The 15,147-nt window shown below is 51.9% G+C and carries 11 protein-coding genes and 2 pseudogenes; 10 read left to right on the plus strand and 3 right to left on the minus strand.

The genetic code is table 11. The features are described from left to right. The first annotated feature begins 174 nt into the window (after nucleotides 1-174). The 9 genes and pseudogenes from A3SI_RS09360 to A3SI_RS09390 all read left to right on the plus strand — a co-directional run bounded on the left by A3SI_RS09360 (nucleotide 175) and on the right by A3SI_RS09390 (nucleotide 8,744). Entirely contained in the window at nucleotides 175-1,029 is an 855-nt protein-coding gene (locus tag A3SI_RS09360; RefSeq protein WP_009055382.1) for a lysophospholipid acyltransferase family protein, read from the plus strand. A 37-nt stretch (nucleotides 1,030-1,066) separates the two neighbouring features. Then, nucleotides 1,067-3,325, plus strand: coding sequence for an ATP-dependent helicase (locus A3SI_RS09365; RefSeq protein ID WP_009055385.1), 2,259 nt, complete (start codon nucleotides 1,067-1,069; stop codon nucleotides 3,323-3,325). 82 nt (nucleotides 3,326-3,407) lie between these two features. Continuing rightward, complete coding sequence (locus A3SI_RS09370) at nucleotides 3,408-4,055, plus strand: DUF4290 domain-containing protein (RefSeq protein WP_009055387.1); 648 nt, start codon at nucleotides 3,408-3,410, stop codon at nucleotides 4,053-4,055. Between the two features lie 6 nt (nucleotides 4,056-4,061). Beyond that, nucleotides 4,062-5,365, plus strand: a pseudogene (murA, locus tag A3SI_RS09375) (UDP-N-acetylglucosamine 1-carboxyvinyltransferase). 40 nt (nucleotides 5,366-5,405) lie between these two features. After that, a complete protein-coding gene (locus A3SI_RS09380) occupies nucleotides 5,406-6,047 on the plus strand; it encodes a hypothetical protein (RefSeq protein ID WP_009055389.1) in 642 nt (213 codons plus the stop codon). Between the two features lie 191 nt (nucleotides 6,048-6,238). Beyond that, on the plus strand, nucleotides 6,239-6,448 hold the full coding sequence (locus tag A3SI_RS20740) for a hypothetical protein (protein WP_009055391.1): 210 nt from the start codon (nucleotides 6,239-6,241) through the stop codon (nucleotides 6,446-6,448). A 5-nt stretch (nucleotides 6,449-6,453) separates the two neighbouring features. Further along, nucleotides 6,454-7,671 (plus strand): alpha-amylase family glycosyl hydrolase, encoded by a 1,218-nt coding sequence (locus A3SI_RS09385; RefSeq protein WP_449406405.1) that lies wholly within the window; start codon nucleotides 6,454-6,456, stop codon nucleotides 7,669-7,671. Beyond that, nucleotides 7,647-8,090 carry an alpha amylase C-terminal domain-containing protein gene (locus tag A3SI_RS20745; protein ID WP_238531702.1) on the plus strand — a complete coding sequence of 148 codons (444 nt, stop codon included), beginning with the start codon at nucleotides 7,647-7,649 and terminating at the stop codon, nucleotides 8,088-8,090. Before A3SI_RS09385 ends, A3SI_RS20745 begins: the two co-directional genes overlap by 25 nt. Before the next feature lie 66 nt (nucleotides 8,091-8,156). Continuing rightward, nucleotides 8,157-8,744, plus strand: coding sequence for a GNAT family N-acetyltransferase (locus A3SI_RS09390; RefSeq protein WP_009055397.1), 588 nt, complete (start codon nucleotides 8,157-8,159; stop codon nucleotides 8,742-8,744). 27 nt (nucleotides 8,745-8,771) lie between these two features. Here the strand turns inward: A3SI_RS09390 and A3SI_RS09395 are convergent, their stop codons facing one another. The 3 genes from A3SI_RS09395 to A3SI_RS09405 form a co-directional block, all read right to left on the minus strand. Next, nucleotides 8,772-9,284, minus strand: a complete 513-nt coding sequence (locus A3SI_RS09395; protein WP_009055399.1) for an SHOCT domain-containing protein — start codon at nucleotides 9,282-9,284, stop codon at nucleotides 8,772-8,774. A 189-nt stretch (nucleotides 9,285-9,473) separates the two neighbouring features. Then, nucleotides 9,474-12,917, minus strand: coding sequence for a pyruvate carboxylase (locus A3SI_RS09400; protein ID WP_009055401.1), 3,444 nt, complete (start codon nucleotides 12,915-12,917; stop codon nucleotides 9,474-9,476). 177 nt (nucleotides 12,918-13,094) lie between these two features. After that, nucleotides 13,095-13,706 carry an RNA polymerase sigma factor gene (locus tag A3SI_RS09405; RefSeq protein WP_040670614.1) on the minus strand — a complete coding sequence of 204 codons (612 nt, stop codon included), beginning with the start codon at nucleotides 13,704-13,706 and terminating at the stop codon, nucleotides 13,095-13,097. 308 nt (nucleotides 13,707-14,014) lie between these two features. Between A3SI_RS09405 and tgt the strand changes: the two are divergent. Beyond that, nucleotides 14,015-15,144, plus strand: a pseudogene (gene tgt, locus A3SI_RS09410) (tRNA guanosine(34) transglycosylase Tgt). Nucleotides 15,145-15,147: the final 3 nt, after the last annotated feature.

Genomic DNA, 15,147 nt, shown 5'->3' on the forward strand with positions numbered 1-15,147 from the left:
TGTAACCATTTTTTCAGCGGATTGTCTATGAAATTACGTTATTTTGAGACGCAGTACGGGTGGGAGTCTCCTACAAATGTGCTTAATGTTGTAAATATAGTTCGTGTACGAATAAAATTCAATTTTGCCGGCAGCTCTTTTCGTCTTGCGCGGGTCTGGATACTTTAAAAGTTTATGTTTTTCTTTCGCATTATCGCTTCTTTACCGCTTGGGGTGCTTTATTTGGTGACAGATGTACTCTTCTTGCTGGCCTTTTATGTGCTCGGCTACCGCCGCAAAGTCGTCGAAGAGAATCTTCGTGCCGCTTTCCCGGAGAAGTCCGCTGCCGAGCGGCAAAGGATCGCGAAGGCGTTCTACCGAAATCTTACGGATTCCTTCGCTGAGACGCTTAAGCTTCTCGTCATGTCCGAGGAAGAGCTGCGGCGCCGTGTGCAAATCGAAAACAGTGCGCTCGTGGATGCGCTGGTGGACGAGGGCAAGGTGGTGCTCGGACTGACGGGGCATTTTTTCAACTGGGAGATGCACCTGCTGGGTGCCTCGCAGTACCTGCGCAGCCCTACCGATGTGGTCTATCAAAAAATAAATTCTCCCCTTTTCGAGGAGTTGATGCTGCAGATACGCACCCGTTTCGGGATGCAGCTGGTACCCCGACTGGGTTTTCAGCGGGATTTTTTGCGTAAGCGCACCCAGCCGCGCCTTATCGTGCTGGCGGCAGACCAGCGTCCTACGGAGCAGGAAATCCGTTACCGAAGGCCCTTTATGCATCGGGAGACGGTGTTTTTTGAGGGGGCGGAGAAGCTGGCCAAGCGGTTCGAGCTGCCGGTCGTGTACGGTACTGTGCACAAGCCGAAACGGGGGCACTATGTGTTTCAGTATTCCCTTTTGGCGCAGCCCCTTATGCAGAGAGCCGAGAACATAGCATCACGGATGCATTCGTGGAGCGTGTGGAGGCGGACATGCGGGCGAATCCGGCGGGGTACTTATGGAGCCACAACCGCTGGAAGGCCTTGTGATTTTATGGCTCGCTAAAAAGCCTTAACTTTGTACGCGAGTAGGAAAAGAGGATATGGAATACCTAAAGGGGCTGAATGCTCCACAAAAAGAGGCAGTAGAACACACCGATGGCCCCCTGATGATTATCGCAGGGGCGGGTTCGGGAAAAACTCGGGTGCTGACGTATAGAATCGCGCATCTGATCTATTCGAAGGGCGTGGATCCTTTCCAGATTTTGTCGCTGACCTTTACGAATAAGGCGGCTGCGGAGATGAAGCACCGGATAGAGAAACTGATCGGGCTGGAGGCGCGGAATACCTGGATGGGGACTTTTCACTCCACTTTCGCGAAGATTTTACGCGTGGAGGCGCCGAAGCTGGGCTACACCAGTAATTTTACGATTTACGACACGGATGACAGCAAGTCGCTGGTGCGCACGATCGTGAAGGAGCTGCGGCTGGACGATAAGGTGTACAAGCCTGCCGCGGTGCTATCGCGGATTTCGGGGGCAAAAAACCGGCTGATTTCCTGGGAGGCCTACTTAGAGGATCCTTACATCAAGGCCGACGATGAGGCTGCTATGAAGCCACGCGTCGGGGATATTTATAAGATGTACCAGCAGCGCCTGTTCCGAAGTGGCGCCATGGATTTCGACGACCTACTGTTTAATACGAATGTCCTCTTTCGCGATCATCCGGATGTACTGAATAAGTACCAGCAGCGCTTTCGCTATGTGATGGTGGATGAGTTTCAGGACACGAACCTTTCCCAGTATCTGATCACGAAAAAGCTGGCAGCGGTGCATCAGAATATCTGTGTGGTGGGGGACGACGCCCAAAGTATCTACGCCTTCCGGGGTGCGGATATTCAGAATATCTTGAACTTCGAAAGCGATTATCCGGACTTAAAGGTGGTTAAGCTGGAACAAAACTATCGCTCCACCCGCCACATCGTGGAGGCGGCGAATTCTATTATCGCCAAGAACAAGCGGCAGCTGGATAAGCATGTCTGGACCGCAAATGATAAGGGCGACCTGGTGGCACTGATGAAGGCCTCCTCCGATAATGAGGAGGGACGCCTGGTGGCTACGACCATTTTCGAGGAGCGTAACAATAAGAAGTTGGCCAACTCCGACTTCGCGATCTTGTACCGTACCAACTCCCAGTCGCGTGCGCTGGAGGAGGCGCTGCGCAAAATGAACCTACCCTATAAGATCGTCGGAGGTCTTTCCTTCTATCAGCGGAAGGAGATTAAGGATCTGATGGCCTACCTGCGCTTCACGGTAAATTCGGAAGACGAGGAAGCCTTTAAGCGGATCATTAACTTCCCGAAGCGCGGGATCGGCGATACGTCTGTGGAGAAAATCATGGTAGCGGCCTATGAGCATGATATTCCCCTCTGGGAGGTGCTGTCGAATGCGAGCCACTTTTTATCTGGCCGTGCGGCCAATAGCACCTCGGATTTTGCCACGCTGATCAAGAGCTTCCGCATCGAGGCGGAGCGCAAGGACGCGTATGAGACCGCTAAAAAGGTGGCGCAGCAGTCGGGGCTCTTGAAGGAGCTTTATGAGGACAAAACCATCGAGGGGCTGAACCGTTATGAAAACGTGCAGGAGCTGCTGAATGCGATTAAGGAGTATGTTGACAATGAGGAGAATACCGATAAGTCGCTGGGGGCTTTTCTTCAGGAGATCGCGCTGCTTACCGATAACGATCGGGATAAAGACCAATCTGATGCGGTCACGATGATGACCATTCACGCTTCTAAGGGCTTGGAATTCAAGCAGGTTTTTGTGGTAGGATTAGAGGAAGATCTATTCCCTTCGCAGATGATGATGCAGAGCCGGGAGGATTTAGAGGAGGAGCGCAGGCTGTTTTATGTGGCCACGACTCGCGCCATGGAGAAGTTATACTTGACCTACGCCCTGACGCGTTACCGCTATGGGCGCCTGCTGCAGTGTGAGCCTAGCCGCTTTTTGGATGAAATCGATCCCAACTGCCTCCAGGTCAGCAAGCGTGCCAGCACGGCGCCGATGGGAGCGCTTCGGGGGGAGGGCTTGGGCTCAGAGGGCCAGAACGGCTATGTGGGGATTAAGAAGAAGCCTTTGCAGCGCAGCGGCACCACGGCCAAAATCCATACGCCTAGTCCGGACTTTAAACCTTCGAATACGCAGAACCTGCAGGAGGGTGATCGGGTGGAGCATCCCAAGTTCGGTTTTGGTACGGTGCAAAAAATCGAGGTGGAGGGGCTAAACCGAAAGGCCAGCATCACGTTTGAGAATTTTGGAGAAAAGACATTATTGCTTAGCTTTGCTAAACTACGCATTTTATAAAGGGGATATACCCGATAGCAAGAGGATTTTTCCTCCGAGAGAGCGCCAGTGAGCGCAGATCAGGCATTAAATACCAATCATTTTGAGAGAATACGGGAAAAATATTTTGGCCCTCGTGCACCATGTGGCGGGGCTGGAAGACAGGGAAAGAAGGACGCAGAGTGCCTACACCTTAGTGGAGCTGATGAAGCAGCTGAATCCACAGTTGAAGTCGGAGAGCGACCAGAAGTTATGGGATGATTTGTACATCATGTCCGCTTTCACCTTAGACGTGGATGGCCCCTATCCAGTGCCGGAAAAAGAACTTTTAGGCAAGCAGCCTTTGCCGATAGGCTACCCGGAGACGGAGATCAAGTTCAAGCATTATGGGCGTAACATCGAGCTGCTGATCGAGAAGGCCATCGAGCTGGAAAACGATGAGGAGCAGGAGGCGGCCATTATTTATATCGGTCAGCTGATGAAAAGCTTTCAGGCAGCCTGGAACCGGGATAATTACGATGACGGGATCATTTTAGAAGACATTAGAACCCTTTCGAAGGGGCGCCTGCACATTGACTTGGAGCGTGTACGAGAGCAGGGACTTTTCGATACCTCCACGAAGCGGGATTTTAACGCACCGCCGCAGCCGATCCGCGAGCAAAACAGCTATGGCAACAAAAAATCTTTTGGCCACAAAAATTATAAGGGCCGAAGTGGGGGAGGAAATTACAAAAAACATAACCGTCGTTAAGCATTTATGGCATCTTTTCGAGTAGAGGGAGGCGCCCGCCTCTCCGGAAGTATTACGCCCCAAGGGGCCAAAAATGAGGCGCTACAGATTTTATGTGCTGTTTTACTGACGGACGAGCCAGTGCATGTGCATAAGGTTCCGAACATCCGCGATGTGAACAAGCTCATCGAGCTACTAGCAGATATGGGGGTGAAGGTCACGAAAACGGGAAAGGAGTCCTATACTTTTCAGGCGGATGAAGTGGACTTGGCCTATTTGGAGACGGAAGAGTACCTGAAGCAGGCTTCTTCACTGCGGGGCTCGGTCATGGTCCTTGGGCCGCTGCTGGCACGTTTTGGCTTCGGCAAATTATCCAAGCCGGGCGGGGATAAAATCGGGAGAAGACGTATGGACACCCACTTTACAGGGTTCCAAAAGCTCGGTGCCGTTTTTCCTACGACGCGGAGCGGGAGCTCTACCACATCGATGCCAGTGCACTGAAAGGGACCTATATGTTGCTCGATGAGGCCTCCGTAACGGGGACTGCAAACATCGTGATGGCGGCGGTTCTGGCTGAGGGACGCACCACCATCTATAATGCTGCTTGTGAGCCTTACTTGCAGCAGCTCTGTGCGATGCTAAACCGCATGGGCGCATCCATTTCAGGTATTGGTTCTAATCTTTTACACATCGACGGGGTCAAGCGTCTCGGCGGCACCAGCCATAAAATGCTGCCCGACATGATCGAGATCGGCTCTTTCATCGGGCTAGCGGCCATGACGGGCTCAGCGCTACGGATTAAGGACGTGCAGCTCCCCATGCTGGGCATCATTCCGGAAACTTTTCGCCGCATGGGCATACAGCTGGAGTTCGATGGCGACGACATCGTGATTCCCGCGCAGGAACATTACGAAATCGAGACCTTTATCGATGGCTCTATTTTGACGGTAGCTGACGCCATCTGGCCAGGCTTTACACCGGATCTCCTGAGTATCATCTTGGTGACGGCCACGCAGGCGAAAGGTACGGTGCTGGTGCACCAAAAGATGTTTGAAAGCCGCCTCTTCTTCGTGGATAAACTAATCGACATGGGCGCCCAAATCATTCTATGTGACCCCCATCGGGCGACCGTTATCGGGCTGGATCGCAAGTATCCGCTTCGTGGCATTCGCATGACCTCTCCAGATATTCGAGCGGGTGTGGCGCTACTGATCGCGGCCTTATCGGCCAAAGGGACCTCGATTATCGACAATATCGAGCAGATCGATCGGGGGTACCAGTACATCGATGAGCGCTTGAATGCTTTGGGAGCGAATATCGTGCGCATTTAAACAATTTCGTGTGGAAATGTTTTCTCCAATAAAACAGCAGATGAAAAACGCCTTCTATTATGTGTGCCTCTTGGCGGTTTTGGCGCTAGCCGCCTGCCAAACGGAAGCCAAGGAGCAAACCTTACCTGAAAAAGTAGCTGAAGCCTACGGGTTTAGCGCACTGGAAGGTGTAGAGCAGGTACGCTATACCTGGAATGTGCAGGCAGGAGAGCGCAGGGTAAGCCGCACATGGACCTGGAATATGGCCGAGCAGCTGGTCACCTATGCCGATGCGGATACGACGTTTCAGTATGCGCTGACAGCGGAGCCGCTACCGGAAATCGATGCAGCTTTCGTGAATGACAAGTACTGGGCGCTGTTTCCGTTTCAGCTGATGTGGGATACGGGCTACACCTATAAGGTGGAGGAAAATGCGGAGTCTCCGATCTCAGGAGCTGTGGCGACCAAGTTGGTTATCGTCTATAACGACAGTGATGGCTATACGCCGGGAGATGCGTACGACTTGTACTTGGATGAGCGTTTTATGATCCGTGAGTGGGTGTTTCGGAAAGGGAATGGCAGCGAGGGGCGGGCCTTCACCTGGGAGCAGGAGGAGCAGTATGCAGGGTTAACGCTATCGACCATGCACCGAAATGCCGCCGGAGAGCGCTTTATCTGGCTGACAGATATCGAAGTGAAGTGATTTGCGCCAGGCGCAGCAGGAGGCCGAAGACCTCAGCCCATGCGGCAGGTTTTCGGCTTTGTTTTTTAGGGTGTATGCAGACGTTTGCATCAATTTTTTAGTCCATTTCCCTGTTTTGGCGCCCCGTCTTTACTGAAATCCCAGTATATTGGGGCTATGAAAAAGAAATTTTACAGCGTAGGCGGAGCCTTTTGCTGCTCGCAGCCAGCCTGATGGCCTGCAGCCCGAAAGAAACTGCGCTGACGGCACCTATAGAAACGCATACCATGCAGACAGAGAAAAAAGTCGTCTATCAAGTGTTTACGCGCTTGTTCGGAAATACGGGCACGGCCCAAAAGCCTGGGGCACGGCAGAGGAAAATGGCGTCGGGAAGTTTGCGGATTTCACGGATAAGGCCTTAGCTGAAATTAAGGACCTCGGCGTGACGCATATCTGGTACACAGGAGTGCCGCATCATGCGCTGATTCGGGACTACAGTGCGCTGGGTATTTCGGCAGATGATCCTGACGTGGTAAAAGGACGGGCGGGCTCTCCGTATGCGGTGAAGGATTATTACCAAGTGAATCCAGACCTGGCCGTGGATCCGGAGCGGCGCATGGAAGAATTCGAGGCCCTGGTGCAGCGTACCCATGCGGCAGGAATGCGGGTTATTATCGATATCGTACCCAACCATGTGGCGCGCAAGTACGAAAGTTTGGGCAAGCCAGAGGGGGTGCGCGACTTTGGGGCTGATGATGACACTTCGGTCGCCTATGCGCGGGATAATGATTTTTATTACATCCCTGGCGAGGCCTTCCAAGTGCCCGATCCCTTAGCGGGCTACCGACCGCTCGGAGGGGAAGCGCATCCACTTGCTGATGGTAAGTTCGACGAAAATCCCGCCAAATGGACAGGGAATGGAGCGCGTGATGCCAAGCCACATTTCTACGACTGGTACGAGACGGTGAAGGTCAATTATGGCGTCCGGCCAGACGGGACACGGGATTTCCCTGCTTTGCCGGAAGGCTACAGCCAGGCAGACGCGGCGGAGCACCTCGCGTTTTGGGAGAAACAAGATGTGCCGGCTTCATGGAAAAAATGGAGGGATATCGCCTTTTTCTGGATGGATAAGGGCGTGGACGGCTTCCGGTACGATATGGCGGAAATGGTCCCTGTGGAGTTTTGGTCTTATCTGAACAGTGCGATCAAGGTGAAGAACCCGGAAGCTTTCCTGCTGGCGGAAATTTATAACCCTTCGGTGTATCGCGATTACATTTACAGCGGTAAAATGGATTTTCTGTACGATAAGGTGGCTTTGTACGATACCTTAAAAGGCATTATTCAGGGCAAAGGCTCCACTGATGCCATCGAAAAAGTGCAGCAGGACCTCGCAGATATCCATCCTCACATGTTGCATTTCTTAGAAAATCATGATGAGCAGCGTATCGCCAGCCTGAGTTCGCGGGGAATGCGCAGGCGGCCCTTCCTGCCATGGTGCTTTCTGCACTGCTGGACAGCGGGCCGGTCATGGTGTATTTTGGGCAGGAAGTGGGCGAGCCGGGTGCTGAAGATGCGGGCTTTGGAAAGCCGAGTCGCACCTCGATTTTCGATTACATCGGCGTGCCTCACCATCAGCGCTGGATGAATGGTGGCGCCTTCGATGGGGGACAGCTGTCCACGGAGGAGCGAGAGCTGCGCGCGTACTACCGAAAACTTTTGCAACTTACCCTAAAGGAGCCGGCATTTTCTGGGTCCTATGCTTCGCTGCATGGCTTTAATAGGCAGCATACCAAGTGGTATAACGATCGCGTGTACAGCTTTGTGCGCTGGCAGGGTGAGGAGCGTATCCTCGTAGTAAGTAATTTTAGCGCTTCGGATAGTTATGGTTTCGAGCTGCAGCTGCCAGAAGAACTGGTGCGCACCTGGGCCTGGAAGCCGGGCACCTACGCGGTGGAGGAACTGCTGGAAGGGGTGTCCATGCCAGCACTTCAGGTGGAGGATCGGGCCACTATTCGGGTGGACCTGGCTCCCCTGCAGTCTCTCGTCCTACGGCTGCCCGCGTGAGGAGTGCGGCGTAGCGCAAAATAGTTATTCCGTCAGTGCTTTGTGTAGTGTATGCAGCGATAAAAAATGGAACAAACCTCTTCTTCTAAATCTGTACAGGTATCTTTTCAGCAGGCTCCTGAGGAAGCGCTGGAATACATTACCGATCTAGCGCATCGCATCTGGCCCCATACCTTTGGGGAGATACTCAGCCCGCAACAGCTGACGTATATGTTGGACTGGATGTACGCACCGGCGCATTTAGCGGCGCAGGCAGCTGAGGGGCACCGTTTTTATTTGGTGTACACGTCTGGCGAAGAAGTGCCTATAGGATTTTTTGGCATTCAGCATGCCCTTTCTCCTCCTGAGGAGCTAAGAGACCTTCCTGCAGGCGCCACAGCCACCAAGATTCATAAGGCCTACCTACTACCTGAGCGGCAGGGGACAGGAATCGGTCGCTCCCTCTTTACTTTTATTCAGGAACTTGCTTTACAGGCGGGTAGTGCAGCGGTGTTTTTAAATGTCAACAAGTACAATGTCTCCGCCATTCGTTTCTACGAGCGGATCGGGTTTACGCGCATTCGGGAAGAGGTCATCGACATCGGAGCGGGCTATGTCATGGACGACTATGTGTATGCACAGTCTTTGAGGAGCCGGCCGCTGGCCAAAACTTAGCGAAGCCCACTCGCTTTACCCCTCTTTTTACATCTCCTCGAGCGCACGTTTACGGGCCATTTCGTATTCGGCCTCTGTGATCAGGCCCTCATCGAATAGGGCTTTTAGCTTCCGAAGGCGCTGCTCCAGATTGGAGATGGCCTCGGCTTCTTTTAACACTTGCTTCGGTCCCTCCTGTAGATGCTGTTCGAGCGGATCCAGTTCCGAAAGCGGGGTGAGTTCATACATGCGGCTTGGCTTGTATTTCATGGTCCATAAGAAGGGGACGAGGAAAAATATCCCGCCGATGATGGCGCCTACATCCACTTCCTCATCGCGTGCGAAGTAGCTGTAAAAAGGGGCATAGCCTTCTAATTCCAGACGTACATCCGTGACGCTCCCGACGATGCGTGTGTCCCGATGTTTATGTGGCGTGGTTCCTACCAGCTCATCGTTCAGGTAAAGTTTCGCTCCACCGGGTGTGGATTGAATAAGAGTAGCACTGCTACAGCTGGTGAAGAGCAGGAGTGCCGCCAATAAGATCGCTAAATAAGCTCGCATAAAAATTCCTTTATCGGAACAAAGATACTTTTATTTCAGGAAATTCTACGAATAGCCATGAAAAACAAGCGTTTATTTAGGCTTCTCGGCTTTTTTTGCGACCTAATGTAAAATAAGGAAGCCATGCACCGCGGCATAACTACCGCAGTGCATGGCCTCATTTGCGCATAAACTACTTACCACAGGGTTTTATTTCAACCGAAGGACCAGGTCGTCCTGCTGTACCATGGTGTTTTCCCGCAGCATGATCTCCTCGATCGTGCCTGCAAAAGGCGCCACCACCGTACTTTCCATTTTCATGGCCTCGATAAGGAAAAGCGGATCGTTTTTCTCCACCTGATCGCCACGATTTACGAGGATCTGGGTCAATTTGCCCTGTAAAGGGCTTCCTACATCCCCTTCCTTCGCTACTTTTTCATGCTTCACCGTTTCCACGAGCACCTGCTGATCCTGTACTTGAATCTGTCGATTCTGTCCGTTTAGCTTGAAGAAGGCATAGCGCTTACCCTCTGCATCTGGCGCGGTTACGTTCAGGTATTTGACGATGATTTTCTTACCTGGGGAAATCTCAAACACGATCTCCTCATTCTGCTTCATGCCATAAAAGAAGGCTTTAGAAGGCAGTGGGAGCACATTTCCGTAGTTTTCACAGAAACTGTGAAACTCCTGATATACCTTCGGATAAAGCGAGTAGGAGAGGAAGTCACAGATGCCCTTTTCCTTACCGAATTTCTCTTGGAAAGCTGGCAGCTCGCGCTCAAAGTCGATCGGCTCTAGCAGCTCATTAGGTCGGTGGGTATAGGGTTGCACTTCTTTCAAAACGATTTTTTGGAAATCCCTCGGGAAGCCGCCATAAGGTTGACCCAAGTCCCCCTTCAGGAAGTTGATCACCGAATCTGGAAACGAGAGGGATTCACCGCGACTTAGCAGATCCTGCGCTGTGTAGCCATTCGAGGTCATAAACAGCGCCAGGTCACCCACCACTTTCGAGGAAGGCGTTACCTTCACGATATCCCCTAGCAGCATGTTCGCCACACGGTAGTTCTCTTTAATCGTCTCGAATTTATGTTCGATGCCCAGGCCGCGCGCCTGAGGGCGCAAATTCGAATACTGCCCACCCGGAATTTCATTTTCGTAGACTTGGGCTGTGCCTGCCTTCAACTCGCTTTCGAAGGGATAGTACAGCTCACGTACATCCTCCCAGTAGTTGGCAAAGCGATTTAAGCTGCCCAGATCGATTTTTTGTTCCCGCTCATGGCCCTGCATCATGGCCACCAGAGAGTTAAAGTTGGGCTGAGAGGTCAAGCCACTCATACTGCTGATGGCCACATCTACGATGTCCACGCCCGCCTCGATGGCCTTTAGGTAAGTGGCACTCTGAATGCTGGATGTGTCGTGAGTATGCAGATGAATCGGAAGCTGCACATGCTGCTTCAAGCTGTCGATCAGTTCTGCCGCTGCATAAGGCTTAAGCAGCCCTGCCATGTCCTTGATACAGAGGATGTGGGCACCCATGTCCTCCAGCTTTTTAGCTACCTCGATGTAATAGTCTAGCGTGAACTTGGTTTTCTCAGGATTGCTGATGTCTCCAGTGTAGCAGATGCAAGCCTCTGCCAGCGACTGTGTCCGCTCCCGCACCGCTCGGATACTGATTTCCATGTTTTCGGTCCAGTTTAGGGAATCGAAGATGCGGAAAACATCCATGCCATTTCCTGCCGCCTCTTCGATGAAACGCTCTACCAAGTTATCCGGGTAAGAGGTATAGCCTACCGCATTTGAGCTCCTAAAGAGCATTTGTGTCAGGATATTGGGCATAGCCGCCCGTAATTTGCGCAAGCGCTCCCAGGGATCCTCCTTCAGAAAGCGCATGCATACATCGAAGGTGGCTCCACCCCAAAGTTCCACGGAGAAGAGCTCTGGATGGTGGCGCGCATAGCTTTCGGCGATCGCCAGCATGTCCGTAGTCCGCATGCGGGTGGCCAGGAGCGACTGGTGGGCATCCCGGAAGGTGGTGTCCGTATATAAAATTGGGCGCTGCTCCTTCACCCATTGGCTGAAGCCATCGGGACCGAGCGCTGTCAGCAGGTCCTTCGTACCTTTCGGAAAGGGGCTGTAAGGGTCAAAGTCCGGCACCACAGGAGAGCGAAAGACCTTGTCTTCTTGGATGGTTTTCACGTCCGGATTACCGTTAATGATGACATCAGAGAGGTAGCGCAGCAATTTGGTAGCGCGGTCTTTCCCCTTTGGGAATTCTAAGAGCTCGGGATGATCCTGAATGAAGGAAACGGTCTGCTCCCCCCTCACGAAGATGGGGTGCTTGACCACATTTTGGAGGAAGGGAATGTTCGTTTTTACCCCACGGATGCGGAACTCGGAAAGCGCACGGTCGAGGCGTTCTGCGGCTCCGCGCAATGTTCTGCCCCAGCTGGAGACCTTTACCAGCATGGAGTCAAAGAAAGGGGAGATGGTCACCCCAGAGTAGGAGCTGCCCTCATCGAGGCGGATGCCCATTCCCGCGGCATTTCGGTAGGCGATGATGGTGCCAAAGTCAGGCTGAAAATTGTTCGTAGGATCTTCTGTCGTCACGCGGCACTGAATCGCGAAGCCATTTACTTTCACATCCTCTTGGCTGCTGAGGTAGATGCCAGGGAAGGAGAGGGGGTGGCCCTGCGCGATGAGCAACTGGGAGCGGACGATGTCGATACCCGTAATTTCTTCTGTGATGGTATGCTCTACCTGGATCCTTGGGTTGACTTCGATGAAGTACACGTTTTCTTCTTTATCCACGAGAAATTCCACGGTTCCAGCATTATAGTAGCCCACATGATGGGCGATTTTTAAGGCATAGGCGTAGAGTTTATCTTTCGTGGCCTGGGAGAGGGTAGGGCTGGGCGCTACTTCTACCACTTTCTGGAAGCGGCGCTGTACGGAGCAGTCCCGTTCGTAGAGGTGCACGATATTTCCGTGCTGGTCACCGAGAACCTGTACCTCGATATGTTTCGGGTTTTCGATGTACTTTTCGATAAAGACTGTTCCCTCTCCGAACGCTTTTAAGGCCTCATTACTGGCCTCTTTAAAGGATTTTTTTAGCTCGGAAGCTTCGCGTACTACGCGCATTCCTCGGCCCCCACCCCCGGAGGCGGCCTTTAGCATGACCGGAAAGCCGATGCGCTCGGCTTCTGCGAGGGCCAGCTCCGCATCCTGTAGGTCCACCAAGGAATCTTCGATTACAGGAACTTCCGATTCGCGGGCGATTTTCTTCGCCGCCACCTTGTCGCCCAGTTTTTCCATGGCTTCCGGGGAGGGGCCTACGAAGAGGATACCTTCCTCTCGGCAGCGTCGGGCGAAGCGGACATTTTCGGATAAAAAGCCATATCCAGGGTGGATGGCATCGATCTTCTTGTCTTTAGCGAGCTGAATGATGGCTTCTACATCCAGGTAAGGCTTCAGGGGGTCGTGTTCCTTACCGATCTGGTAGGCCTCGTCCGCCTTATAGCGGTGTAAAGAATAGCGGTCTTCATGGGTGTAGATGGCTACGGTTCGAATTTTTAGCTCAGAACCTGCTCGAAAAATGCGTATGGCGATTTCCCCACGGTTCGCCACAAGCAAACGCTGGATTTTTCTCTCCGTCATTTGGGTTGTTTTATGGATTTTATAATAAAATGAGTGTTTGTCAACTCCTAATATCCACAAAAAGTCCGCCTATTTCAAGTTTGTTAATGAAAAAGACAGAGGCACGTGTTCGTGACGTGCCTCTTTAAGGTTTGAAAGTCTAGCGAAATTAAAGATTTTTTTTGTTTTTTCGCAGGCTTAGATATGTTTTTTCTTTTCTCTGGCGATCTCTAGCAGCAGCTCGCGAGAGCGGTGAAGCTGCGCCTTCACTGTTCCGAGGGGTTTTTCCAGCTCCACAGCGATTTCTTCATAGGAAAGCTCATCGAAGTAGCGGAGCTTGACCAGCTTACGGTATTTAGCTGGTAATTTATCCACGAAGATGCGCACCATCTCGATACGCTGGGAACGGATGAACTCATCTTGGGGATTATTGTCGTCATCTTCCACATCGATCGTCACACTATTTCCTCCATCATCGCTGAGGGTGGTATTCAAGCTCATGGTCTTCAGCTTCTTCTTGCGGATAAAATCGATGGTATTATTCGTGGCTATCCGAAAAAGCCAGGTGCTAAAGGTGTAGTCTTTTTTAAACTTATGCAGGTTTTTAAAGGCTTTGGCGAAAGCCTCCATCGTTAAGTCCTCCGCATCATCAGCATCCCGAATCATTTTAAGCACCATGAAGAAGACGGCCTTTTTATAGCGTTTCATCAGCGTCGCATACGCCTGCTGGTCTTTGCCACTTACCGCCTGGTCGATAAGGTCAAAATCCTCTAAAGCCTTGTTCGAAAAATTTCGCTCATTTACATCCATAGTTGTTTCGTTCTCGGCTTGAAGCCCCACCAGCTTATTTTCCATCTATTTAGCAGCTAAATTTAGGTTAGAACCATTTACATTACCTCTTTTTACCCGAATTAGTTCAGGAAGGTTTTCTGCATGATATAAATAACGACAAAAAGAATACCTATTCTCTTTGCGCTAAGCTAATCTACAAAATTACATTTTTTTCTGTTATCCAAAGCCTTATTTCTGCTCGATCCCATGAAGTAGGGCGCGCGCTATGTGAAAGCTCATGAATAAAGCCTATTTTTGTGCACTTCTTTACAGTAGGAAACCCCGAGATGAAATTTACTTTAGAACACGAAGATCCTAAAAGCAGGCACGTGCTGGTCGCCTCCAGACCGATCATGGCGAGATTCTTACCCCTATTTTTATGCCCGTAGGCACTGCCGGAACGGTCAAAGCGGTGCACACCCGCGAGCTGGAAGCGGATATTCAGGCCCAAATCATTCTCGGTAATACGTACCACCTCTATTTGCGGCCGGGGCTGGAGGTGCTCCGCCAGGCGGGAGGCTTGCACCGGTTTAATGGTTGGTCCAAGCCGATTTTAACGGACAGTGGCGGTTATCAGGTGTTTTCGCTGGCCCAAAGCCGGAAAATTACGGAGGAGGGTGTGACCTTTAAGTCTCACATCGATGGCTCCAAGCACCTGTTTACACCGGAGGGGGTCATGGACATCGAGCGGACCATCGGAGCGGATATCATCATGGCCTTTGACGAATGTCCCCCCTATCCCTCCACCTACGCATATGCGGAGCAGTCCATGCAGCTGACCCATCGCTGGCTGAAGCGCTGCATCGAGCGAGTGGATCAGACGGAGCCGCATTATGGCTACGCCCAAAGTCTTTTTCCGATCGTTCAGGGCTCCACCTATAAGGATCTACGCGCCCAGTCTGCCGAGTTTATCGCTTCCTGTGAGCGCGAGGGCAATGCCATCGGCGGCCTATCGGTGGGGGAGCCGGCAGAGATGATGTATGAGATGACCGATCATGTAAACCGCATACTGCCACGGGATAAACCACGTTATCTCATGGGTGTGGGAACGCCGGCGAATATCCTCGAAAATATCGCGCTCGGCGTGGATATGTTCGACTGCGTGATGCCCACACGAAATGCACGGAATGGCATGCTCTTTACCACGGAAGGGATTATAAATATTCGGAACGAAAAGTGGAAATCGGACTTTTCTCCGATCGATAGTGGCTTCCCTTCTTATGTGAGCCAGTTTTATTCTAAGGCCTATCTGCGTCATCTGGTGATTTCTAAGGAGATTTTAGCCTCCCAGATCGCTAGCATCCATAATCTGAGCTTCTACCTGTGGCTGGTGGGAGAGGCGCGGGCGCAAATTCAGGCGGGCACCTTTGCGGGCTGGAAAAACCGTATGGTAGAAGTGGTTAGCCGAAGATTATAAACT

It is taken from the genome of Nitritalea halalkaliphila LW7 (assembly GCF_000265075.1).
GTDB lineage: Bacteria > Bacteroidota > Bacteroidia > Cytophagales > Cyclobacteriaceae > Nitritalea > Nitritalea halalkaliphila.